Source organism: Nonomuraea sp. NPDC001636 (assembly GCF_040298265.1).
Taxonomy (GTDB): Bacteria; Actinomycetota; Actinomycetes; order Streptosporangiales; family Streptosporangiaceae; genus Nonomuraea.
The window spans coordinates 16116-40449 of the sequence record NZ_JBEOZT010000003.1; the positions used below are offsets into that span (position 1 = coordinate 16116).

Annotated in this window: 19 protein-coding genes and 1 pseudogene; 8 read left to right on the forward strand and 12 right to left on the reverse strand. The window is 72.2% G+C overall.

Going from position 1 to position 24334, the window contains the following annotated elements:
- Positions 1 to 6: 6 nt before the first annotated feature.
- Complete coding sequence (locus ABT158_RS07090; RefSeq protein ID WP_352351817.1) at positions 7 to 1566, reverse strand: ABC transporter substrate-binding protein; 1560 nt, start codon at positions 1564 to 1566, stop codon at positions 7 to 9.
- 248 nt (positions 1567 to 1814) lie between these two features.
- Between ABT158_RS07090 and ABT158_RS07095 the strand changes: the two genes are divergently transcribed.
- Complete coding sequence (locus ABT158_RS07095; protein ID WP_352352344.1) at positions 1815 to 3473, forward strand: DUF885 domain-containing protein; 1659 nt, start codon at positions 1815 to 1817, stop codon at positions 3471 to 3473.
- Here the strand turns inward: ABT158_RS07095 and ABT158_RS07100 are convergent.
- The 11 genes from ABT158_RS07100 to ABT158_RS07150 form a co-directional block, all read right to left on the reverse strand.
- The gene (locus tag ABT158_RS07100; protein ID WP_352351819.1) at positions 3453 to 4703 is read right to left on the reverse strand and encodes an amidase; all 1251 of its coding nucleotides are present in this window, start codon (positions 4701 to 4703) and stop codon (positions 3453 to 3455) included. The genes ABT158_RS07095 and ABT158_RS07100 overlap by 21 nt on opposite strands.
- A complete protein-coding gene (locus ABT158_RS07105) occupies positions 4700 to 5902 on the reverse strand; it encodes a CaiB/BaiF CoA transferase family protein (RefSeq protein ID WP_352351821.1) in 1203 nt (400 codons plus the stop codon). The genes ABT158_RS07100 and ABT158_RS07105 overlap by 4 nt, the downstream gene beginning before the upstream one ends.
- On the reverse strand, positions 5886 to 7115 hold the full coding sequence (locus tag ABT158_RS07110) for a methylaspartate ammonia-lyase (protein ID WP_352351823.1): 1230 nt from the start codon (positions 7113 to 7115) through the stop codon (positions 5886 to 5888). The genes ABT158_RS07105 and ABT158_RS07110 overlap by 17 nt, the downstream gene beginning before the upstream one ends.
- Positions 7115 to 9055, reverse strand: a complete 1941-nt coding sequence (locus tag ABT158_RS07115) for a S9 family peptidase (RefSeq protein ID WP_352351825.1) — start codon at positions 9053 to 9055, stop codon at positions 7115 to 7117. Before ABT158_RS07115 ends, ABT158_RS07110 begins: the two co-directional genes overlap by 1 nt.
- Before the next feature lie 126 nt (positions 9056 to 9181).
- The gene (locus ABT158_RS07120; RefSeq protein WP_352351827.1) at positions 9182 to 10795 is read right to left on the reverse strand and encodes a PucR family transcriptional regulator; all 1614 of its coding nucleotides are present in this window, start codon (positions 10793 to 10795) and stop codon (positions 9182 to 9184) included.
- A 274-nt stretch (positions 10796 to 11069) separates the two neighbouring features.
- Entirely contained in the window at positions 11070 to 12185 is a 1116-nt protein-coding gene (menC, locus tag ABT158_RS07125) for an o-succinylbenzoate synthase (protein WP_031169933.1), read from the reverse strand.
- 10 nt (positions 12186 to 12195) lie between these two features.
- Positions 12196 to 13710: a serine hydrolase domain-containing protein gene (locus ABT158_RS07130; protein WP_352351829.1), complete on the reverse strand. Its 1515-nt coding sequence runs from the start codon at positions 13708 to 13710 to the stop codon at positions 12196 to 12198.
- Entirely contained in the window at positions 13694 to 14899 is a 1206-nt protein-coding gene (locus ABT158_RS07135; RefSeq protein ID WP_352351831.1) for a pyridoxal-phosphate dependent enzyme, read from the reverse strand. The genes ABT158_RS07130 and ABT158_RS07135 overlap by 17 nt, the downstream gene beginning before the upstream one ends.
- Before the next feature lies 1 nt (position 14900).
- A complete protein-coding gene (locus ABT158_RS07140; RefSeq protein ID WP_352351833.1) occupies positions 14901 to 15719 on the reverse strand; it encodes an HpcH/HpaI aldolase/citrate lyase family protein in 819 nt (272 codons plus the stop codon).
- Positions 15716 to 16696: a MaoC family dehydratase gene (locus ABT158_RS07145; RefSeq protein WP_352351835.1), complete on the reverse strand. Its 981-nt coding sequence runs from the start codon at positions 16694 to 16696 to the stop codon at positions 15716 to 15718. Before ABT158_RS07145 ends, ABT158_RS07140 begins: the two co-directional genes overlap by 4 nt.
- The gene (locus tag ABT158_RS07150; RefSeq protein WP_352351837.1) at positions 16693 to 18135 is read right to left on the reverse strand and encodes a leucyl aminopeptidase family protein; all 1443 of its coding nucleotides are present in this window, start codon (positions 18133 to 18135) and stop codon (positions 16693 to 16695) included. Before ABT158_RS07150 ends, ABT158_RS07145 begins: the two co-directional genes overlap by 4 nt.
- Positions 18136 to 18322: 187 nt before the next feature.
- On the opposite strand from ABT158_RS07150, the gene ABT158_RS07155 reads away from it, so the two are divergent.
- From ABT158_RS07155 to ABT158_RS07185, 7 genes and pseudogenes are all read left to right on the forward strand, one after another.
- Positions 18323 to 19450, forward strand: a complete 1128-nt coding sequence (locus tag ABT158_RS07155; protein ID WP_352351839.1) for a M20/M25/M40 family metallo-hydrolase — start codon at positions 18323 to 18325, stop codon at positions 19448 to 19450.
- A 14-nt stretch (positions 19451 to 19464) separates the two neighbouring features.
- Positions 19465 to 20211: a GNAT family N-acetyltransferase gene (locus ABT158_RS07160; protein WP_352351841.1), complete on the forward strand. Its 747-nt coding sequence runs from the start codon at positions 19465 to 19467 to the stop codon at positions 20209 to 20211.
- Positions 20208 to 21527 (forward strand): M20/M25/M40 family metallo-hydrolase, encoded by a 1320-nt coding sequence (locus tag ABT158_RS07165; protein ID WP_352351843.1) that lies wholly within the window; start codon positions 20208 to 20210, stop codon positions 21525 to 21527. The genes ABT158_RS07160 and ABT158_RS07165 overlap by 4 nt, the downstream gene beginning before the upstream one ends.
- Positions 21528 to 21677: 150 nt before the next feature.
- Positions 21678 to 22502 (forward strand): annotated as a pseudogene (locus ABT158_RS07170) (IS256 family transposase); the annotation flags it as partial.
- Complete coding sequence (locus tag ABT158_RS07175) at positions 22499 to 22945, forward strand: hypothetical protein (protein WP_352351845.1); 447 nt, start codon at positions 22499 to 22501, stop codon at positions 22943 to 22945. The pseudogene ABT158_RS07170 and the gene ABT158_RS07175, both read left to right, overlap by 4 nt.
- Before the next feature lie 175 nt (positions 22946 to 23120).
- Positions 23121 to 23807, forward strand: coding sequence for a hypothetical protein (locus ABT158_RS07180; protein ID WP_352351847.1), 687 nt, complete (start codon positions 23121 to 23123; stop codon positions 23805 to 23807).
- Positions 23808 to 24098: 291 nt separating this feature from the next.
- Positions 24099 to 24332 (forward strand): pyridoxamine 5'-phosphate oxidase family protein, encoded by a 234-nt coding sequence (locus ABT158_RS07185; RefSeq protein WP_502911499.1) that lies wholly within the window; start codon positions 24099 to 24101, stop codon positions 24330 to 24332.
- Positions 24333 to 24334: the final 2 nt, after the last annotated feature.

Sequence of the window (24334 nt, forward strand, 5' to 3'; positions counted from 1 at the left end):
CCGTACCTAGCGCAGAACCCGGAGCGAGGTGGGCTCCAGCACGCGGGCGACGACGTCGAACTTGGCCCCGTTGCCCCAGTAGAGGTAGGGCGAGACGGCGATCGGGGTGATGTCCGCGTCCTTGATCAGGGCGCTCTCGCCCGCGTTCCAGTCGGCGCAGCCGCCGGTGCCGGACTTCGCCTGCGCCGCCTTGATCGAGCTGTCGAAGACGTCGTTGTGCATCGAGCCGTAGTTGATGCCGCCATTCGACGGGGTGGCACCGGAGAAGAACGGCACGAGCGTGGCCGGGTTGGACACGCCGAGGCCGATGAGGGTCGCGGTCCACGGGCCCTTGCCGCCGAAGACGACATCGGACCGCGCGGCGAACGACTGTCCCTTGAGGTCCACCTTGACGCCGAGCGCCGTCCACTTCTGGCCGATGTACTCGGCTGCCGCCGCGGTCGTGGTGTCCTCGTTGTCGTAGACGAACGCGACCTCGAGCGGCTTGCCGTCCTTGGCCCGGGCTCCGCCGCCGGCGGCCGTCCAGCCGGCCCGGTCGAGCAGCGCCGCCGCGGCGGCCGCGTCGTACGCCGGCTTGTTCGGGGTGACGGTGTCACCGCTGCAGATCTTCGGGTCGGTCAGCAGCCCGTTGGCCTCCTGTCCGAGGCCGCTGGTGGCGACCTGGGCCAGTTCCTTCATGTTGAGAGCGCCGACGAGCGCGCGCCGGACGTTGACGTCGGCGGTCGGCAGACCGGCGGCCTGGTTGAAGGTGAGCTCGTCGTCGATGATGCTGCCGCCGTCCGAGAACACCTTGGCGGCCTTGAGCCGCTGGGTGTCGGCACCGGAGAGGTGCGAGATGTTGACGCCCTTGCTCAGCAGGAGGTTGGCCGTCGTGGTCACGCTCGTCACGAGCTTGAAGGTCACCTTCGCCGGCATGCCCTTCTCGGCGGTCGAGGCGCCGTTCGGCCCCCAGGCGTACCCGTCGCGGCGGGTGTACGTGTACTGGTTGCCGGCCTGCACGCTGGAGAGGACGAACGGACCGGAGCCGGCGGAGGCGGCCTTCAGGGAGTCGCGGTTCTTGATGGCGCTCGAACAGACCAGCGGCAGCTCGGCCAGGTTCTGGAAGAAGAAGGGCGCGCCCTCCTTGAGCTTGACCGCGACGGTGCCGGCGGCCTTGTCGGCCGTTGCCGTGGCGCCGGCAGGAACGGCGGCGCCGCGCATGGGCGAGCCGTTGCCCTCGGCGGCCACGTAGTTGATGTTGTCGGCCACCGTCTGCGCGTCCATCGGCGAGCCGTCCGAGCAGGTGACGCCCTCGCGGACGGTCAGCGTGTAGGAGGTTCCCTCGCCGGTCCACGACTTGACGACGCTGGGCGCCACCTCGCCGGAGTCCAGCAGCTTGACGGGCGTGTCGTAGGCGAAGACGGCCATCATCTTGTTGACGCCGTTGACCGAGCGCTGTGGGTCGAGCGCACCGGGGTCGCTGTCGATCGCGATGGTGAGCGAGCCGCCGTCGGCATAGTCGTCTCCGGACGAGCTACCGGTGCTCCCACCGTTGGAGCAGGCAGCCAGCGCGACCGTCGAGCACAATACGGAAATCGAGACACGAAAAGGGCGATTTCGGACCATTGGCGCGTGACTTCCTCTGCGGCCGGCGGGACGAGCCAGCTCGGCGCTGGGTGATGTAACCCACGATTGAAGCCACAGCGCGGCAGCGATTCTTGTACCAGCCCACAAAGGTGCCCGTGCTCGATCGTGGCCAGACCCAAGCCCCACGGTCGCCCCTCACTTTAACGTCGTCGGTCAGACCGTACCCGACTAGGTGAAACGTGGATCAAATGACGGAGGGCTCCGGGTTGGTGGACGTCGAAAGCCTCGGCAAGCGGTACCAGGAGCTCCGGTACCGCACGGCGCCCACCTGGGCGCACCTGATCGGTGAGTACTCGGTGGCAGGCCACTTCGAGGACGTCAGCGCGACGGCCGAGGCGGCCGAGCTCCGCGAGCTGCGCGAGGTGGCACATGCCGCCGCCGCGCTCGCCCGTACGCCGGACGGCACACCCGTCTCGCTCGACGGCGCGGTCCTCGCCTGGCAGGCCACGACCAGAGCCGACGTGCTCGAACACCGGTTCGCCGAGCTCGACGTCGACCCGCTCTTCGGGCCGGTGACCCAGTTCCCGGGCCGGGTCGCCAAGCTGGCGCTCCCGTCCGCCGAGGTGGCCGGCGCCCTGCCGATGAAGTACCGCGGCTTCGCGCGCAATCTGCGCGACAGGCTGGAGCGTCTCGCTGCGGGCCGCGCGGCCGGCCGTACCCCGGTCGCCTTCGCCGTGGCGGACACCGTGGACAGGGTGCGGAAGTGGCTGGACGTCCCGCTCGAGGACGACCCGCTGCTGGCCGTCGACCGCGCCGCGCGCACGGACCACCTGCGCGCGGTGGTCGGCGAGGTGGTGCGCCCCGCGCTGGCCGACTATGCCGACGCGTTGACATGGGAGGTCGCGCCGTCCGCGCGGCCCGACGAGCGGTGCGGGCTGTGCTGGCTCGACGACGGCGATCGCGTCTACGCCGCCCTGGTCCGCTCGCACACCACCACCGACCTCCACCCTGACCGCGTCCACGAGATCGGGCTCGCCCAGGTCGCGGCCCTGGACGAGGAGTACGCCGCCCTCGGCCGGGAGGTCTTCGGCACCTCGGACGTGCCCGCCGTCATGGCCAGGATGCGCGACGACCCGGCCCTGCACTTCGACGACGCCGCCGACCTCGTACGCGCCGCGGAGGTCGCCCTGGCCCGGGCGACCGACCGCGCCCCGGACCGGTTCGGGCGGCTGCCGCGCGCCACGTGCGCGGTCGAGGCGGCGACGAGCGGATCGCTCGGCCAGTACATGCTTGCGCCGAAGGACGGCTCGCGGGGCGGGACGTTCGTCATCAACGTCTCCGATCCGCGTGCCTGGGCCCGGTACGAGGTTGAGGCCCTCGCCTTCCACGAGGGCGTTCCCGGGCACCACCTGCAGATGGGCCTCGCCGCCGAGCTCACCGAGCTGTCGGAGTTCCGCCGCACCACCACGGTCACCGGCTTCCTCGAAGGCTGGGGGCTGTACGCCGAACGGCTCGCCGACGAGATGGGCCTCTACAGCAGCCCGCTGGACCGGCTGGGCATGCTGTCGTTCGACTCGCTGCGGGCCTGCCGCCTGGTCATCGACACCGGCCTGCACGCCAAGGGCTGGAGCCGGCAGCGGGCCAAGCGCTACCTGGCCGAGCATTCCCCGCTGAGCCCGGGGCACATCGACGCGGAGGTCGACCGGTACATCGTGACGCCGGGCCAGGCCCTGGCCTACTTGGTCGGCCGGCTCGAGATCGTGCGGATCCGGCGGGAGGCGGAGCGCCGGCAGGGTGCCGGCTTCGACCTGGCCCGGTTCCACGACGTGGTGCTCGGCGCGGGGCAGCTGCCGCTGCCCTTGCTGGAGGCGCACGTCGCCGCGGCACTACCAGGCGTCGTCGGGTAGTGCTCCGGGCGGGCGGCGGCGATGCCAGTCGCTGACCGCCTGCACGGCTTCGCCCACCATGAGCAGGGCCCGGTCGGCGCCGCGCCGGCCGACCAGCTGTGCGCCGACCGGCAGCCCGGCCGGCGAGGGCGACACCGGCAGGCCGAGGACGGGCAGGCCGGTGATCGACCAGCAGCCGGTGAGCTGGTTGATCCGCCGGCTGGCCAGGGTGAGATCGCCGTCCCCGGCAACGGGCGCGACGAAGGGCGTGGCCGGCACGGCGATGACGTCGGCCTCGGCGAGCACCTCGTCGACCCGGGCCCGCCAGACGAAGGCCACCGCGAGCGCGCTCTCGATCTCCTCGGTGGTGACCCGGCGGCCCGCCTCGATCCGCCCCTTGATCCCGGCGCAGACGCGGGCGTCGTGCCAGTACGGCCGGAGGTGGCGGATCGCCTCGGAGTTCTGCAGTGCGGCCATCGCCTGGTGCACCCGATCGACGTCGCGCAGTGCCACCCGCCGGATCTTCGCGCCGTGCGCGCCCAGCAGGTCGAGCAGGTCGCGGAAGCCGGCGGCGACCGCGGGCTCCAGGTCGTCGAGGAAGTACTGCTCGGGTACGGCCACGGTCAGGCTGGACAGGTCCCGCGGCGGCAGGGGCCGCGAGCCCGTGCCGGCCATGACCTCCAGGGCGATGCGGGCCTCGGCCGCACTACGCGCGAGCGGCCCGACGACGTCCATGCTGGGGCTCAGCGGCGTCACTCCCAGCGTCGGCACCAGCCCGTGGCTCGGGCGCAGCGTGGTCACCCCGCAGAACGCGGCCGGGTTGCGCAGCGAGCCGCCGGTGTCCGTGCCGATCGCGAGCCGGACCAGGCCCGCGGCGACCGCGGCGGCCGACCCGCCGCTCGAGCCGCCGGGGATCCGGTCCTGGTCCCACGGGTTGCGGCAGGCACCCCACGTGTCGTTCTGCGTGGTCGCCCCGAAGCTGATCTCCTCGAGGTTCGCCTTGGCGACGATCCGCGCGCCGGCTGCCCGTAGCCGGCGCACCACCTCCGCGTCGATCGCCGCCGCGGGCGGATGCGGGGCGCGGAGCCCGTCGGTGCGCACCGTCCCGGCGACGTCGATGTTGTCCTTGACCGCGACGGTCCAGCCCGCCATCGGGCCGTTCTTCCCGGCCGCGAGGTCGTCCTCGATCAGCTGGGTGAAAGCGTTCAGCCGGGCGGCGAGCGCCACCACGGCGGCGGGCGCGCCGCTCACCGTTCACCGCCGAAGGCGCCGCCCCGTGCAAGATCGGCCAGTTCCGCGGCGCTCATGCCGAGTTCCTCCCGCAGGATCTGCTCGCGGTGCTCGCCGAGGCCCGGCGCGCGGTCCGGCGCCGGGTTCTCCCACCAGGCGCGTCCCGCCGTGCGCACGTGCCGTACCGTACCGAAGCTGGGGTGGTCGGTGTCGACGACCAGGCCGCGCTGCGCGGCCTGCGGCTCCTCGAAGGCCTCGCGCAGCCCGTTGACCGGGCCGCACGGCACGCCCGCCGCCGACAGCAGGCCGACCCAGTGGTCGGTGCCGTGCCGGGACAGGGCGGAGTCCAGCACCGCGTCCAGCTCCGCCTGGTGCGCCTGACGGCCGGCGAGCGTCGCGAACCGGGGATCGGCGGCGACCTCGGCGACGCCCAGCACCTTGGTCAGGCGCTCGAAGAACACCGGCTTGACGCAGGCCAGCATCAACCAGCCGTCCGCGGTGGGGTAGGCGCCGAACGGCACTACCGAGGGGTGCGCCGACCGGGTCTTGCGGCGGGTCTCGTGCCCCCGGGTGAGGAACCAGGTCGCCGGGTAGGAGAGCATCGCCATCGCCGTGTCGAAGAGGCTGACGTCGCACTCGCCGCCGACGCCGTCGCGCCGGGCGACGTGGACCCCAGCCAGCAACGACATCGCCGCGACGACTCCGCCGCAGTAGTCGACCAGCGAAAGGCCGCTCTTGGTCGGCGGTCCGGCCGGGTCGCCGGTCAGGTCCATCCACGCGGCGAGACCCTGGACGACGTAGTCGTACGCCGGCTCAGCCCGCCGCGGCCCGGTCATCCCGTAACCGGACAGCGAGCAGACCACCAGCCGCGGATTGAGGTGGCTCAGGTCGGCGTACCGGAGGCCGAGCTTGTCCGGCACGTCCCCGCGCAGGTTATACATGAGCGCGTCGGCGCCCTCGACGAGGCGGTGCAGCACCGCCACGCCGGCCGGAACCGAGAGGTCGAGGCAGATGCTGCGCTTGTTCCGGTTGAAGCTCTGGAAGAAGAGGCTGTCGTCGTCCTCGGCGAACGGCGGGACATGCCGCCCGATGTCGCCGCCCGTACGCGCGTCCTCGATCTTGATCACGTCGGCGCCGAGCTCGGCGAGGTGCAACGATCCGAATGGGCCGGCGCCGTACTGCTCGACGGCGATGATCCTGATGTCACTGAGTCCCGTCACGTCTGCTCCTGTGCTCGATGACCGCGTGGGTGCGTGCCATCTCGTTCCTGGTCACCATCACTGCCTCGTCGACGCCCATGCCGGGCCGGGCCAGCAGCACGTCCGCGCCCGCGCCCATCGCGACGTGGGTGGCGATGCGGGCCGACAGGTCGGTCTCGGTGCACGACCCTCCGAGGTACGCCGCGACGCCCGCGGCCCGGCAGGCGAGAACGGACCGCACGGCGTCGTCGAGGCTGCCGACGTCGGGCATCTTGATCTGGATCATGTCGGCCGCCCGCGCGTCGAGGAAGGCCAGCACGTCCTCATGGGTGTTGCACCACTCGTCGGCGACGATCTGGACGCCGGTTTCGTGTTCGCGCAGGCGCAGGAGGACGTCGATCTGGGACTCCCGCGACGCCGCGCGCATCGGCTGCTCGACGCGCAGCGGGAACGGCGCGCACTTCGCGGCCAGCCGGGCGAGGAAGCCGGCCACCTCGGCCGTGGAGGGAAAGACGTCGCCGAGGGTGCCGTAGCAGTCGATGTGGATCACTGGCTGGTAGTCGTCGTCCGCGCGCCGCGCCAGCACCCGGTCGCGTACCCAGCCGACATACTCCAGCAGCAGGTGGCCGCCGGGCCCGACGAGCAGATCGGCGTTGTTGATCAGCCCGTGCGGCAGGCTCTCGACCCGGCGCAGCACCATCCGGTCGACCGCCCCCCGCCGGTCCTCGCCGGACTGGGCGAGCAGCGGGACTGGGCCGATCGGATCGGCGCCGCCGTACTCGGCGGCGACCACCTCGGCCATCGTGCGCCGGGTGGCGTTCGCGGCCGCGTCGAGCAGGGCCTGGCTGACCCCGTACGCGACCGCTCGTGGCAGCCCGAGCGGCGCGATCAGGGCGGAGGTCTCCCGGAACGAGTCCACGGTCGCGTCCAGCAGGACGTCGCGCAGCACCGGCAGCCAGCGGTCGCGGGCCGCCTCCGCCAGCAGGACGGGCTCGCGTCCGGAGCCGCCGGCGTACTGCACCGACACCCCGGCCCCGGTGGCCACGCGATCGTCGTCGAGGACGAGCAGAATCTGCAGCGACTCGCTGGGCTGGCGGATCGTGCGGTAGCCAGGGGTGAGCGCGGGGCCGTCGTAGAAGTAGCCGTCGCGTACCGCCCCGGCCTTGATCGCCGCCTGGTCGTCGTTGCTGTAGGTGCCGATGCCGGGCACCGCCAGAATCTCCGAGACGCGCATCAGCCGGCGTACCTTGTCACCCAGTCCACGACCCGGGCGTTGTAGTCGCGCCGGAACCGGGGCGGGCTGTTGAACAGCATGTTGTGCGACGCCTCCGGGTAGATCACGATCTCGGTCTGCACGCCGAGCTCGCGCAGCGCCGTGTGCCACTGCCTGGCCTGGTCGAGCGGGCAGCGGACGTCCGCACCGCCGTGCAGGAGCAGCGTGGGAGTGCGTACGTCGGCCACGTGGGTGATGGGCGACATCGCCGCGTAGTTCTCGGCGTCCGCCCAGAACGCGCCGCCCCACTCGCTGGTCGACAGGGCGCGCCGGTTGTCGGTCGTGCCGGCGGCGCTGCGCAGATCGCTGATGACGCCCCCGCCGACGGCCGCGGCGAACCGGTCGCTGCGGCTGGTGAGGTAGCAGGTCATGTAGCCGCCATAGCTGTAACCGGTCACCGCGATGCGGTCGTTGTCGACGAGCCCCTCGGCGACGAGCTCTTCGAGGGGCTCGAGGAAGTCCGCGGTGTCCGAGGTTCCCCACCGGCCGCTCACGGCGCGGGCGAACTCCTCGCCGTAGCCGTCGCTTCCCCGCGGGTTGAGCAGCAGTACGGTCCAGCCGCGCGCGACGAGCTCGTGGTGGTAGAGGTGCACGGCCTCCGCGGCGCCGTTCCAGGCGTTGTGCGGGCCGCCGTGGATGTCCAGCAGCAGCGGCTGCGGACCGGTGGCGTCGGGGTCGCGCATGACCCATCCGGTGACGGCCGTCCCGTCGGAGATGGTGAACGTACGCTCGGCGCGCGGGGCCGGACGCCGGTCGCCGAGCCGCTCGCGATGGTCGGTCAGCTGGGTCGACGTGCCGGTCGTGAGGTCCAGGACGTAGATCTCGCCGAACGTGTCCGGCCCGTTGCCGAGAAACGCGACCAGTGTGCCGGCCACGCTCAGGCTCGAGACGTTCCGGTCGGGCGCCGCGAGCAGCGCGGTGGGGGTGCCGCCGGTCTCGGGCATGGTGTACGGCACGACGTAGCCGCCCTCGCGCACGCAGAACAGGACCGTCCCGAGCTGCGGCACCACGCGCGGCGTCGAGCCGGGATAACCGGGCGCGCCGTACATGACCTGCCGGTCCATCTGCTCGGTGAGGTGCCGGGCCGTGCCGTCCGCCGGATCGACGAGGAGCAGGCCGGTGAAGCGCGCGGGCCCCTCCGGGTGGCCGCAGACCAGCAGCCGGGTGCCGTCGCCCGTCCAGGCGAGCGGCCCGGCGCTGCCGGATTCCGGGCCCGCCGGCCGCGGGACCCGTCCGGGGTCGCCTAAGTCGATGGTGTACGCGGCGGATTGCCGGGTGAGGTCGGCGTCCGCGGACATGGCGGCGGAGAAGGCGATCCGGGTGCCGTCCGCCGACCAGGCCGCCCCGGATGCGCTCCACTCGCCGGCGGTGATCTGCTCGCATCCGCCCGTGCCGACGTCGGCGACGTGGATGTGCTGCCGCGGGGCGCTCAGCACGCCGGCGCCGTCGGCGTAGTAGTCGAGGCGACGGCTCACGACCGGCGCGCCCCATGCCCACGTGCCCTCGGACTCCGGGGGATCGGCCGGCGCGGTGAACAGCAGCCGCGAGCCGTCCGGGCTGAACGCCGGGGCGCCCGCTCCGCCGGGCCGGCGGGTGAGCTGCCGCGCCTCGGACGTCCCGACGTCGAGCAGCCAGATCTGGGGCCGGCCGTCGGTGGTGCGCAGGAAGGCGAGCAGCCGGCCGTCCGGCGACCAGGCCGGGGCGCAGTCGCCGACGCCGTCGGTCAGGCGGCGCGGGTTCCCGCCGCCGGTGGGCACCAGCCACAGGGTCTGCTCGACGCGGTCCGCGTCGAGGTCGTCGGTCTGGACGACGTAGGCGACCGCGCTGCCGTCCGGGCTGATCGCCGGTTGCTTGGGTACGTCGATCCGCCGGATGTCGTCGACAGTCAGATAGCGGTTCACACCGGTCCTCTCGTCGGTTGCCTGGATGCCGGACACCGCTGATCGTCACAAGTCGGGGGGCGGCGGCGCTGGTGTCGCGGCACGAAATTGCGGGCGCCGGGTAGCGCCGCGCGACGAGGCTGCCGGTCAGGAGCGCATGAAGAGCCGGAACTGGAGCATCAGGGACAGCCGCTCGTCGTGGTTGTCCAGGCTTATCCCGGAGACCTCCGCGACCCGCTTCAGGCGGTAGCGGAACGTGTTGGGGTGGACGTGCAGCGACGCCGACGCGGCGATGTTGTCGCCGAAGTGGTCCAGCCACGCGCGCAGTGTCGGCACCAGGTACCCGTGGCGCTCGTCCTGCTCGACGAGGCGGGCGAGCGGCCCGCTGAGGCCCATCCCCCGCGCCGACACCAGGTCGGCCATCTCCATCATGAGCAGCTCGTACGCGTGCTCGACCGTCGAGCAGACACGGTCGCCCTGCTGCGCGCTGCGGGCCAGGCGCAGCGCGCGGTCGGCCTCCTCCCGGGCCCGCGGGAGGGCGTAGGCGTCGGGCGCGACGGCGCTGACCCCGATCACCGCGGCGGACCGCCGCCCTACCCGGGCGAGGAAGTCCTTCGCCATCCGCTGACCGCGGTCCGAGTGCGGGTCGGCGGCCGGGGGCAACGGAACGATCCCGTACACGATGTCGCCGACCAGCGCGGCGGAGGCGCCCGGCTGGACGGTGCCGAGGTGCATGTCGAACGCGTCGCCGATGCGCAGCAGCTCGGCCGCGCGGTCGCCGCGCAGGCGTGCGGGCTCCTCCTCGCCGTCCGGGAGCGCGACCGCGAGCACCAGCATCGGGCGGTGGGGCAGGCCCAGCCGGGCCGCGACCTCCTCCGCCTCCGGGCCGCCGGCCAGGACCTGGGCGGTGAGGTCCGAACGCATCCGGCGCTCCACGTTGGCGTTCGCGCGGTGGCTCAGCAGGTGCACGGCGACGGTGCCCTGCAGCTCGCGGAAGGCCTGCATCCGCTCGTCCGAGAGCGGACCGGGGACCGCGGCCCACACTGAGCCCAGGATCTCGTCGTCGGCCCGGATGCCTAGCACGACGCGGGGCATCGTGAAACCGCCGTACCCGCTCTCGGGCGGATCGACGAAGAGCGGCTCCTGGGTGCGGTACAACTGGCGGAAGATGCCGCGCTCGGTGAGATCCTGCGTGGCCCAGGGCGTGACCTGGCGGTTGAGGATCGCGCCGATGCGCGAGGGGTCCGCCTCCTCCTGCCGGATCGAGAAGGCGAGTACCCGGGAGTCCCGGTCCTCGACCGTGACCGGCGCGTCGAGGATCTCGGCGATGGCGTTCGCCAGGGCGAACAGGTCGCCGGTCGGGACGCCACTGAGCGGCGCCGCGAGCGCGGGGCCGGACGAGCCGTTCACCAGCGGCGCGAGGGTCGCGGCGAGCTGGATCCAGGAGTTCTCGTTGCCGAGCGCGAGCACCGGCACGACGGTCCGCGGGCCGGTCAGCGAGGCGACGACGCTCTCGTGGACGATGAGCGCGCCGCCCTGGCGTGCCACCCGCTCGCTGAGGGCGGTGAGCTGCTCACCAGCCTGGACCCCGACGGCAAGAACCAGGGGGCGCCGCGACCAGGCGACCTGGTCGGCCGGGTCGAAGATCACCAGGCCGTCGACGATCCGGTCGAGGTCCTGGCCGTCGAACGCCGGGCGGAGCAGGGTGTGGCCGGCGTCCTCCAGGATCCGGGCCAGCGTGATCGACGGTCCGTCCACCACGACGGATGCTTCGGGCTGTTCCGGGCGCCCCACAACCGTGATTTTAGCCACGGCCGGTTCGCCCGATCTTGTTCCACGGCACTATCGGCCTGCTCGATCTGGTGCGGCAGCACCATCTGTCCGGGGCTTCGGGGTCGCTGCGGGATGGGCACCGGCCGCCCCACCAGTGCGGCGGCGTCGACTCCCGGTCTGCACGCTCCACACCCCGCACCCGGAAATCATCGCATATCGGCATAAATCACGACAGACGATATGCCGATTCTTCAGCGGCCTCCTATAGAGGTAGCCACTCGGTGTGAACTGTTGCTGCGGCGAGGGCTTCGGGGTCGGGGGTGACACCCAGGCCCGGGCCTTCTGGGACTGACATGTAGCCGTCGCTGAGTTCGAGGGGCGGGGTGATGTCCTGGTGGTAGAAGCGCGACGAGGCGGAGATGTCGCCTGGCAGCCGCATGCCGGGCAGGGCGGCCAGGGCGGCGTTCGCGGCGCGGCCCAGGCCGGTCTCGACCATGCCGCCACACCAGACCGGGACGTCGTGGGCTTGGCAGAGGTCGTGCACGCGCCGGGCCTCGAGGTAGCCGCCCACCCGGCCGGCCTTGATGTTGACGACACGGCACGCGCCCAGTCTGATCGCGTCGGCCGCGGCCCGGGCGGAGGTGATCGACTCGTCCAGGCAGATGGGGGTTCGCAGGTGGCGGGCCAGTTCGGCGTGGCCCAGCACGTTCTCCTCGGCCATCGGCTGCTCGATGAGCAGCAGGTCGAAATCGTCCAGCTTCCGGAGTTGGTCGACGTCGGCGAGCGTGTACGCCGCGTTCGCGTCGACCTGCAACGGGATGTCGCCGAACGCGTCCCGGATCGCGCGCACCGCCGCGACGTCCCAGCCTGGCTCGATCTTGAGTTTGATCCGCCGGTATCCGTCGGCCAGGTAGGCGCCGACCGCGGTGACCAGCTCGTCGAGGGTGTCCATGATGCCGACCGAGACGCCCGCCGGCACCGACGTGTGGACGGCGCCGAGCGCGCGGCTCAGCGGCATCCCCAGCCCCCGTAGCTCGGCGTCCCAGACCGCCATCTCGAGCGCCGCTTTGCTCATCCGGTGCCCGCGGAAGCGATCCAGCGCGGCGCTGACGAGGTTGACGTCAATGGCGGGCAGGTCGCGCAGCGCGGGCACGAGGAAGTCGCGCAGCGTGATCATCGCCGCGCCGACGTACTCCGAGGCGTACAGCGGGTGCTGCGCGGCGACGCACTCGCCCCAGCCCTCGGCGTCGGCGGTGACGGCACGGAGGATGAGCACGTCTTTGGTCGTCTGGGTGCCGAAGGAGGTGCGGAACGGCGACACCAGGGGCAGCCGGAGCCGCCGCATCTCGATGCCTTCCAGCGCGGATACCTTACCCATCAGGGTCACCTCAGTCCTCGGTCCGGGTCAGGGGGATGTTGGCGTACGCCGGGCCGGCGTCGCCGACCGTCAGCACCTCGCCGGTCGCGGACAGGTAGCGTCCCGGGCCGGCTGCGGTGAGCTGCAGGGTGATCGGGTCGTCGAGGGAACCTCCACTGGGCAGGTCGATCACGGCGTGATCCCCGTCCTGCCGCAGGCGGTACGGCGCCATCGGCACCTCCCCGACCCGGGATTCGTAGTCGCCGGCCAGGCCGGGTTCGAGCGTCGACGGGCCGAGCTCGGGCACGACGGTCCGGTACCGCACATCGCCGGTGACGGCGTCGAGCTGGTAACGGACGTGCCCGGCCGCGTCGCGCAGGAACACGGACCGGCCGTCGACGCCGTGAAGCTCGCCGTCGCGGGCGACGATGTCCCGGATGTCGCCAAGCCGCCCGACGTACCGGCCGGCCGCGTCCTGCGGGTGAGGCGAAGCCGCCGCCGGGGGTTGGGTGGCCTGCGAGCCGTGGCCGTCCGCGAGCCGCCGGACGATGTCGGCCGCCAGCTCGTTCTGCAGGTCGTGGTCCACGGAGTTGGTGAGCACCGCACCGCCGATACCGAGGTCCGGCAGCCAGAACACCTGGCAGAGGAAGCCGAAGCCGGACCCGCCGTGGTGCAGCACCCGGACCCCGGGCGCCCAGCGGTCGACGTAGAGCCCCAGCCCGTACCCCTGGGTCTGCTGCTCGGTCAGTCTCGGGAAGTCCAGGTGTTGCCGGGCCAACTCGGGCCGTAGGACGCCGTCGCCCTCGCGCAACTGGAATCGCAGGTAGCGCAGTACGTCCGCCACGCTGGTGTAGAGACCGCCCGACGGCACCATCGGCACTCGCCGGGGCACGTCGCGACCCGCGCGGGCGAACGTGCGGGAGTGCCCGAGCGCCCGGTCCTCCTCGCCGTCGAAGGCGCCGAAGTCGAACGTCGACCGGGTGAGACCGAGCGGCTCGAACAGCCGCCCGCGCATGAACTCGGCGAACGTCTCCCCCGCCGCAGTGGCCACCACCTGGCCGGCGAGGTCGATCCCGAGGTTGGAGTACTCGTGGTGGTGGCCGACGGGGAACCGCAGCCAGGTCTCGGAGATGCTGGCGAGGTGCTCCTCGAACGTGGCGTCGCCGACCTCGTAGTTGGACCCGACCGGCGCCTCGTGGGTGAAGCCGGCGGTGTGGGTCAGCAGGTGGCGCAGGGTGATCCGGCGTTCGGGCCGCTCCTCGAAGTCGCTGTGTACGGTGAAGTCCGGCAGGTGGCGCAGGATCGGCTGGTCGAGGTCGACCAGGCCCTCCTGCACGGCCAGCAGCACGCCGGTCGCGGTGACCAGCTTCGACGTCGACTGGACGCTGAACATGGTGCGGACGCCGATGCCGCTGCCGAATCCCTCGGCCCAAAGGACGCCGTCGGCATCACACAACCCTACGGCGACCCCCGGAATCCCCCGCGACCTCGCTTCGCGGGGAACGGCTTCGGAGAGATACGCGATGAGCTCATCGACCCGCGACATGACCTGCCCCTTCTTCGGTACGACCCCGCGCCGTCGACGATCCGGCCAGGACCGCCTCGTATCCGGCCGGATCGGTGACCCCCTCGGTGTCGAAGAGGACGAGCGTGGATCTGGGCCGCAGCAGCGAACCCGCCCGCGAGTCGAGCCGCAGCCGCCGGAGACCGGCCAGGCCGGCCGCGCCGCTCTCGCTGGTCGCGACGCCGAGCGCGGCGAGGTCGCGGACGGCCGCGGCCACTTCGAGATCGGAGACCCGGGTGGCGGCACGGACGCCCCGCTGCAGCGCCGGCCATGCCACCAGCGAGACCTCGCCGCAGTTGAGCCCCGCCATCGTGGACTCGTGCGGTCCCGGCACCGTCACCCGTTCCCGGGCCGCCAGGGACTGCCATAGGCAGTCGGCCGCCGCCGGCTCGGCGGTGACGACGCTGCACGACCCACTCGCGAGGCTGCGGACCGCGGCCGAGGCGAACGCGCCCACGCCCACCGGGACGAGCGCCAGGTCGATCGACGCGTCCGAGCCGAGCGCCGCGGCGAGCTGGCGCCGGGTCTCGGCGAAGATCGTCGAGTAGCCGGCGGCCACGGCCTCGGGGATCCGGGTGTACCCGGGCCACGACGTGTCCGAGACGAGCAGCTCGTGCCGGCCGTCGGGCCGGTCCCGATCCGCGCTCTCGGCCGACCGGCGAACGGCGTCGTCGTACGATCCGGCGACCACCTCGACCTCGGCGCCCTCACCGCGGATCGCATCGACGCGTGCCTCGGCCATGTCCGCGGGCACGAAGATCCGGCTGTTCAGGCCCAGCCGGCGCGCCAGGTAAGCGACGGCGCGGCCGTGGTTGCCGTCCGTGGCGGTCGACAGGACGATCGAGGCGCGCAGGGCGCCGGCCGCCTCGGTGAGCGCGTCGAACGTCGGGAAGGGCACGCGGCCGATGTGGCCGGCGATCGCCACGCTGACGGCCCAGCTCGCACCGACGACCTTGAACGACGGCAGGCCGAGGCGCTCGACCTCGTGCTTGACGAGCACGTGCGCGACGCCGACCTGGTCGGCGATCGCCGGCGCCGGCACCAGCGCGGACTCGGCGAATCCCGGGATCGATCGGTGAAAGTGCTCGATCGCGTCCGGAGGGCGTTCCGCCCAGCCGTCGAGGGCCGACCACGCCGGATTCCACAGGACGTTACTCTCGAAGTGCGCCATCTCAGTCCCCAGTTCCCCTTTTCTCATCGATGGCCGAGCCAGCCACAATCCGGCGCGCACGCTCGACGACCGGGGCGTCGACCATGACGCCCCCGACGGCGACCGCACCCTGCCCGGCCGCCGCGATCACCTCGCGCGCCCAGGACACCTCCTCCGGCGACGGCGCGAAGGCGGCCCGGATCGCGCCGGCCTGGACCGGATGGACTGCGAGCTTGCCCGCGTAGCCCTCGCGGCGCGCTCGCCCGGCGTCGGCGAACGTGGCGTCGTAGTCCCGCAGCGCCATGGTCACCCCGTCCACCGGCGCGGGCTTCCCAGCCGCGCGGGACTCCAGAGCCAGCCGGCTCCGGACCTGCCTGACGACGTCGGACTCCTGCTCGCAGCCGAGATCGAGGGCGAGGTCGACAGTGCCCAGCATGAGCCGCTCCACCCGCTCGACGGCGAGCATCTCGGCGACTCGCCCGACGCCGGCGGCGGACTCGACGAGGGCCGCCGACGGCACCGGGAGCAGGTCGCACACGCGTTGCAGGTCCGCCGCCGACTCGGCCTTGGGCACGACCACGCCCCGCAGGCCCGCACAGCCGACCAGTGCGCGCAGATCGTCCGCATGCCACGGTGATCCTGCCGGGTTCACCCTCACCCAGGCGGATCCGCCGGCGGCGAGCCAGCCCGCGACGTGGTCCCGGGCCGCCGGCTTGGCAGTCAGCGCCACGGCGTCCTCCAGATCGCAGATGATCTGGTCGGCGGCGCTCGCGGCCTTCGCGAAGCGCTCAGGGCGGTCGCCCGGGACGAAGAGCCAGGCCGGGCCTCGTACGGTGCTCATGCGACCAGCGCCGCGAAGGTCCAGTCGAGGACGGCTCCGCGACCGGCCACCGACGTCTGGGTGTTGAGCACGGCGATCGCGGTGCCGTCCCGGTAGGGCGTGACGCCCCGCACCGTGACGCGGCTGCGCACCGTGTCGCCTTCGAAGACGGGCGCGACGTGGTCGCACGCGAACCACTCGGTCACGATCACCAGCCCCGGGACCATCCGGCAGGTCTGGCTGAGCGCGAGCCCGATCGTGTGCCCGCCGTAGACGAGCCGGCGGCCGCCGGCGGCCTCCGCGTCGTGGTGCACCGCCGCGATGTTGACGGTGAGCCGCGCCAGTTCCGGCGCGCTCGAGACGACGTCGCCGGCCGCCAGCTCGAAGGTGTCGCCGGCCGCAGGCAGACCGCCGGGCGAGGGCGCCAGCGGCTTGAGCGACCACTGCGCGAGCCAGTCGGGGGCCGTCGCCACGTCCGGCACGGACGGCGCGGTGAAAAGGCCGTCGACCTGGGGGCCCGTCTCCGGGGCCGGTCCGGACCCGTCACGGCAGGGCAGCAGCGCGCACCGGTCGAAAGCGAGGATGACACGTCCGGTCTGGTCCCGGGTCACGATGCTCAGCACCGCCTTGCCGCGCTCGGGCCGGTCGGGCCGGGACCGGACCCGGCGGAGAGCGACGACCTCGGTCGAGGTGACGAGGGTGTCGCCGAGGTACGGCGTCGCCCGCGGCCGCAGCCCCCGGTAGAAGAGGTTCGCCACCACCTGGCGGGTCACGACGCTCGACTGGCCGACGGCCACGTCCCAGACCACGCCGGGATGCGCGAGGCCGGGACGTCCGGTGACCCGCTCGGCGAGCGTCTCGTCGAGGCAGAGCCGGAGCCGGTCGCCGAGGATCGCCCGGTGCTGGGCATGGAGCCCCGCATCCAGCGTGACGGCCGGCGCGGTGAAGGTGTCGCCGACCGCGAGGTCGTCGAACCAGGGACCGTCCACGACGCTCATGCGTTCTCCTCCGGTGCCGGCACGCCGGCGGTCAGGTAGCGGGTGAGCAGGCGCACCCCGCGGCCGTTGGCGCCTGCGGCCCACCGGGCGTCGGCGGCCGGGCGCATCACCGTGAGCCCGAGGTCGAGGTGCGCCCACGGCACACCGGAGGCGAACGGCTCGAGGTACAGCGCCGCGGTGATGGCGCCGTACGGCTGGGGCGCGTCCGGGTCGAAGTTCCGGGTGTCCGCCACGTCGGAGGCGAGGGGGGCCCGGTAGGGCTCCCACATCGGCATCGCCCACCCGGGCTCACCGGCCGCGCCGCCGGCGGCCAGCACCCGCGCCAGCAGGGCGTCGTCGGTGCCGAAACCGGCCCACATGTCGGGGCCGAGGCCGGTGACCGAGGTCAGCGTCGCCAGGTCGACGATCGCGGCAGGGCCGGCCTCCACGGCGTACGCCATGGCGTCCGCGACCACGAGCCGTCCCTCGCAGTCGGCGTCGGTCACCTCGACGGTCCGGCCACCGCGATGGCGCAGGACGTCCCCGATCCGGACCGCGTACGGGCCCGGCATGTTCTCGGCGCACGGCAGATAGGCCCGTACCGGCGCGTCGGAGCCCAGGCGGGCCAGCGCGACGAGGGCGCCGAGAACGGCGGCGGCGCCGGCCATGTCCGCCTTCATGGTGAGCATGCCCCGGGAGGGTTTGAGCGACAGGCCGCCCGCGTCGAAGGTGATGCCCTTGCCGACGAGCGCCGTGTGCGGGCCGTCGCCTCCGCGTCGCAGCTCGATCAGGCACGGCGGATGCACGCTTCCCCGGCCCACGCCCGCGATGCCGCCGAATTGCTCGCGCTCCAGCGTCGCGGCGTCGTGTACGCGTACCTCGAACCCGAGCGCCTCGCCGAGTTCCTGGCACACGGTCGCCAGGCGCGCCGGGACGAGCTGGCCGGGCGGCGTGTTGATCAGGTCCCGAGCGAGGTTGGCGGCCGCGCCGAGCGCGACCCCTTCCCTTACGGCATGCTCCGGCCCCCCGTGCCTACGCGGGCCGGGGTCGAGCCGGGCGAGCAGGTCGGCGACGGTCCAGTCGGGGCGGTATCGGTACGTGCCGAGGGTCCAGCCCTCCGCTGCGGCGACCGCGCAATCCGGGTCGGCCTCCCAGCACCCGATCGCGTCGAGCACCGCCGGCGCGGATCCGCAGTGCCGGGCCGCCGCCATCGCGGCCGCCCGCACGTGGTCGAACGCCAGACCCGGCCGGGGATCACCGACGGTCACGTAGACGAGGTCGGGGCCGTCGAGGATGGGGATCCGGGCCACGTCGCCGGCCTCGGCCGGGCCGAGGCGAGCCCCGATCGCGTGTACGTCAACATCAACGCCGGCCTCCGCGAGGAAGCCGGCGACCGGGGCCGGCACCGCCCCATCGGTCCCGACCGGCACGACGACCACGTCCGCCACCCGTTCCGTCACCTGGTCCTCCTGAACACGCGGGCCGCCCGCTGCGACCCGTCTCGTTTGAGCAAGCTAACCGGCGGCGCCGGCTGCCGTCGGTGTCGAACACCCAACCTCGGGACCGCCTTTCATGTCGGGCCACAAGAGTCGCCACCGCACCCGATGAAACGTTGGCGGCGCCGTCCAAAGCGCCGGAGGAAAACCCATGAACGCACTGTCCGTCGGCTCCCGCTCCCGGGTCGCCGGCGTCGTCGCGGCGTCGGTCCGGATGATCCGCTGCGAGTCACCCTCCACCGACCTCGCCGCGGTCGCCCGCAGCGCCGACTGCGTCGCGCGGGTCGGCGAAGAGATCCTGGGCCGCCCCGCCGAGCCGATCGTCACCGCCGGCCGCACCCACCTGCGCTGGCGGTGGGGAAAGGAACCACCTCGCGTGCTCGTGCTGGGGCACCACGACACCGTCTGGCCGCTGGGCACGATCGACACGATCCCCTGCACGGCCGGCGACCGGATCCGCGGGCCCGGGTGCCTGGACATGAAGGTGGGCCTCGCCCTCGCCTTCCACGCCATCGCCGCGCTCGACGACCCATCCGGGGTCACCCTGCTGGTCACCGGCGACGAGGAGCTCGGCTCTCCGACCTCCCGCGAGCTGATCGAGGATGAGGCCAGGGGCTGCGCTGCGGCCCTGGTACTGGAGGCCGGCGACGACTCCGGCGCCCTGAAGACCGAGCGCAAGGGCCGTGCCCACTACGAGCTGACCTTCGCCGGACGCGCGGCCCACGCCGGCCTGGAACCGCACCTGGGCGCGAACGCGCTGATCACACTGGGCGCCGCCGTCGGCGCCGTCGCCGCGCTGGCCGACGAGGCGGCGGGGACCAGCGTGACGCCGACGATGGCTTCCGCCGGTACGGCCGTCAACACGGTGCCGGACCGGGCCACGCTGACGATCGACGTTCGCGCCCGGACCGCCGAGGAGCTGCGGCGGGTCGACGCCGCGATCCGCGGCCTGGCGCCGGCGAACGGTGACGTCACCGTCGAGATGGGGGGTGGCATCGACCGTCCACCGCTCGATGCCACGATGACGGCCGGGCTGTTCGAGCGGGCCCGCGCCGTGGCGGATCGGCTGGGCATCGGCCCGCTCGCCGGCGTCGCGGTCGGCGGCGGATCGGACGGCAACCTCACGGCCGCTGCCGGGGTGCCGACCCTGGACGGCCTGGGCGCGGTGGGCGGCGGGGCGCATGCCCGCCACGAGTGGGTCGACGTGGCTCGGCTCGGCGACCGTCTCGCCCTGCTGAGCGGGCTGCTCGCCGACCTGCTCGGCGAGGCCAGGCGATGACGCCGGAGCAGGGAGTGTCAGTCCGCGAGGCGGCCGGGCTCGCCGACCTCGAGGCGATCGCCGCCCTGTTCAACCGGGTCTGGGACGGCGCGCCCGACTCCAGCCAGATCACCGTCGCGTTGCTGCGCGCCTTCAGCATGACCGGCAACTACGTCGCCGTCGCGTTCGTCGGGGAGCATCTGGCCGGCGCCGCGGTCGGGTTCCTCGCACCGCACAACGGATCCCTGCACAGCCACATCACCGGGGTCGAGGCGAAGTACCGCGCCCGGCAGATCGGCTACCTGCTCAAGTGCCACCAGCGCGACTGGGCGCTGGGCCGCGGCATCGGCTCGATCACCTGGACGTTCGACCCCCTGGTCCGTCGCAACGCGTACTTCAACCTGGTCAAGCTCGGCGCCCGGGCGACGGACTACCTGCCCGACTGCTACGGCCCGATGCACGACGGGCTCAACCGCGGCGAGGCCAGCGACCGGCTGTTCGTCGAGTGGGACCTGCTCTCCCCCGAGGGCGACCACCGGCCGCTGATCACGGTCCGCGACGACGCGCTCCAGGTGGTGCCGTGGACCGGCGGGCCCGCCTTCGTGCCGGTCCCCGAGGACATCGAACGGGTCCGGGTCGAGAACCCCCTCCTCGCGCGGGCCTGGCGTGCCCACGTACGGGACGTGCTGGCCGGGGCCCTGGCCGGCGGCGCCGAGATCGCCGCCTTCGACCGGCGGCACGGCTACCTGATCACCAACCCAGCCAAGACAGGAGAACGATGAAAGACCACCCGGACGTCGTGACGATCTGCTCCGACCTCATCGCGATCGACACCAGCAACTACGGCAAGGCGGGCAGCAAGGGCGAGCTGGCCGCGGCCGAGTACGTCGCCGGTCTCCTGCGCGGGGCGGGGTACGACCCCGAAATCATCGAGTCCGCGCCGACCCGGGCCAACGTCGTTCTCCGGGTCCCGGGCGCCGACCGGTTGCTGCCCGGCCTGCTCGTCCACGGGCATCTCGACGTCGTCCCCGCCGAGCCGGAGCGGTGGACGGTGGCGCCGTTCGAGGGCCGGGTGGCGGACGGGTACGTGTGGGGCCGCGGCGCGACCGACATGAAGGATACGGTCGCGATGATGCTCGCCACCCTGCTGCGGTGGGCGGCCGACGCGACCGGACCACGACGCGACGTGGTCTTCGCCTTCGTCGCGGACGAGGAGGAGGACGGTGCCCTCGGCGCCGAGTGGCTGGTGCGCAACCGGCCCGAGCTCTTCGCCGGGGTCACCACCGCCGTCGGCGAGTCGGGCGGGCGGCCCGTGCCGGTACGGGCGCCCGACGGGACGGTACGGCGGTTCTACCCGATCGCTGTCGCCGAGCGTGGCTCCCTCCACATGCGCGTCCGCGCGACCGGTACGGAGGGCCACGGGTCACGTCCAAACCCGGACAACCCCGTCGCCCGCCTGGTGACCGGCCTGGCCCGGATCTCGGCGCACCGGTGGCCGCTGACGCTGACGCCACCGGTGCGCCAACTGCTCGACACCGCCGTGCGGACCCTCGGCCTGGACGCCGACCTCTCCTCCGACGAGGGCGTCGAGGCCGTCCTCGACCGGATCGGGCCGCTGCGCGAGTACGTCGAGCCGTCGCTGCGCTGCTCGACGAACGTCACCGTGCTCGACGCGGGCTACAAGTTCAACGTGGTACCAGGCGAGGCGCACGCCGAGATCGACGTACGCTCGCTGCCCGGCACCGAGGACGAACAGCTCGCCATCATCGACGAGTTGCTGGGACCGTCCGTCACCCGGTCATTCCTGTCCTACCGCCCCGCGATCGGGGCCGGCTGGGACAACGCCTGGTACGACGCGATGGCCGCGTCGGTCCTGCGCCACGACCCGGACGGCGTGATCGTCCCGTTCTGCATGGGCGGTGGCACCGACGCCAAGCCGTTCGCCGAGCTGGGGCTGGCGGGCTTCGGCTTCGCCCCGCTCGGCGAGGACCCCGACGGCCGCACACCAGCCGGCATGCACGGCGTCGACGAACGCGTGCCGATCGCGTCCCTGCACAGCGGCCTCGACGTGCTGGACGACTTCCTGCGCACGGTATGACCCGCTACGGCGCCGCGAACGCCCTGGCGTGGAACCGGTTGCATCCCCGCCTGACAGTGAGGATGGAGATGAGCGCTTCCCGCCAGGGTCTGACCCCATCGCCTGACTGACCTTGGGTCCTCAACGGGAAAGTCGCCGGCGGTGTCACCCGCCCACCTGGCCGAGGTCTACGGCGCTGAGGTGTCCAATTAGACCATCTCCACCATCACCGACAAGGTGCCGGACGGGATGGCCGAATGGCAGAACCGGCCGCTCGACCCCGTCTACCCGGTGATCTTCATTGACGCCGTCCATGTGAAGCTGCGCGAGGGCCGGGTCGCCAACCGGCCCGTCCACGTGCCATGGCCGTCACCGTGGACGGTGAGCGCGACATCCTCGGATTGTGGGCCGGCGACGGCGGTGAAGGGGCCAAGTTCTGGCTGCACGTGCTGACCGAAATCAAGAACCGCGGCGTCGGCGATGCGCTGATGGTGGTCTGCGACGGCCTCAAGGGCCTGCCGCAGGCCATCGTGCAGACGTGCGTCGTTCATTTGCTGCGCGCCTCGTCCCGGTACGCCGCACGCCGGCACTGGGATGCCATCGCCAAGGCGCTCAAGCCCGTCTACACCGCCCCGACCGAAGCGGCCGCGCTGGAGCGTTTCCTGGAGTTCGCCGAGGTCTGGGGCGGCAGGTATCCGGCGATCGTGAAGCTGTGGGAGGACGCGTGGGCCGAGTTCGTCCCCTTCCTCAACTTCGACACCGAGATCCGCCGGGTGATCTGCTCGACCAACGCCATCGAGTCGGTCAACGCCCGCATCCGGCGGGCGGTCAGAGCTCCGCGGCCACTTCCCCAACGAGCAAGCCGCGCTCAAGTGCGTCTACATGGCCATCATGAGCCTGGACCCGACCGGCAAGGGCCGCAAGCGCTGGATCACCCGCTGGAAAGCCGCTCTGAACGCCTTCGCCATCACCTTCATGTCAGTCTTGAGATCATGAGTCTGATCAAGGTGTTGGTCTCGGCCTTAACGGTCACCGTGCTGTTGTCTCCCATCCCGTCGTGCGGCATCCACGTGGCGGAGTGCAGGGAGCGGGTGGCGCAGCAGGCGCCCCAACTCGAAAGGGAAGTGATCCGGCTGCTTCCCGCAGGCTCGGTCAAGACGATCGACCTCGAAGATGACTGTAAAGCCGACCCGGACAGCGACGGCCTGGTGGTCGTGACAGTGTCAGGTGCCGATAACATGCGAAAAGCGCTGGCTGCATTTCACCGAGAGAACTGGCATTTCACCAGCCCCTTCGAGGAAATCGATCCGTCCGACATTCAGGTGTTCGCTACCAAGAAGTTCGCGCATGGCGAGGTCGATGTGCTGGTGAACGGTCCTCGTGACGATGCTGGTTCGGGTGCGCCCACCTGGGATTTCGAGATCAGCTACTCCTCCTGAGCCCGACTTGGCCGGAATCGATGACACTGGGCCAACTTCAATGGCGCAGGACACGTGGCGCCGGCGGCCGGTGTCAGCGCTGGCAAAGGTGAAGCGTTCCAGGTCGGCGCGGAGGGCGTGTGCGGTGCCAAAACTCGTCCATGGCGTCTGACCGGGCCTTCTATCCTCAGCACTCGTGTTCCTACGCCTGCTGGATCTGCTGATGGTCCGGTTGTTCGACTGGTTGACGCTTCTCGCGCGGGGCGACACCTTCAAGAACGGAGAGATCTTGGTGCTGCGTCATGAGGTCGCAGTCCTGCGTCGTCAAGTCTCCCGCCCGCAACCGGACTGGGCCGACCGGGCGCTGCCGGCCGCACTGGCGCGACTGCTCCCCATACGGCTTCGCCTCCATCGGATCGTGACGCCGGGCACCTTGCCGGCCTGGCACCGCCGCCTGGTCGGCCAACGCTGGACCTACCCAAACACAGCCAGACGGCCACCGATACCGGACGAGCTGCGTGATCTGGTGATACGGCTGGCCGGAGAAAAACCCCGATGGGGGCACCGGCGGATCCAAGGCGAACTGCTCGGCCTCGGCCATCGAATCGGGGAGGGCACCATCCGCCGGATCCTCGCCGCGGCCGGCCTCGATCCAGCGCCACGCCAGGCGTCACCGACCTGGCGACAGTTCCTTACTTCGCAGGCCTCCGGCATCTTGGCCTGCGACCTCCTGCACGTCGACACCGTGTTCCTCAAACGCCTGTACGTCTTCTTCGTCATGGAGATCGAGACACGCCGCGTCCACCTGCTGGGCCTCCACCTCGAACCCGACCGGCGCTCGGACCACCCAGCAAGCCCGGGACCTGCTGATGGACCTGGGTGAGCGCGCCGGCCCTTCAGATTTCTCATCCGGGACCGTGACGGCCCGTTCTCCCGCTCGTTCGATGAGGTGTTCACCGCCGCCGGCGTGCGGGTCATCAAGACGCCCGTCCGTTCGCCGAACGGTTCGTGGGAACACTACGCCGAGAGTGCCTCGACTACCTGCTCATCCATGGCGAGCGGCACCTGCGCAAGGTCCTGACCGCTCTACGAACGCCCAGCTCAGCAACAGTATTCGCGTTTCGGCACCGCACACGGTGACGGCCTGCTGATCGGGCTGCCGTACGAGGCGGAGATCGCCGCGCTGCTGCAGCGGGTCTCCGGCGTCGTGTACGAGGCCGACGAGCTGGACGCCGCCGCCCGGACGGGGTGGAGCGTCGTGCTGACCGGGCGGGCCGGGCTGGTGGCGGACCCGCAGGAGCTGGAGCAGGCCCTGGCCAGGCTCCAGGCGTGGCCCGGCGAGCGGATCGACGTGGTGGCACGGCTGCGGCCGGAGCTGGTCACCGGGTTCGCGGCGGGCGCCGACTGACG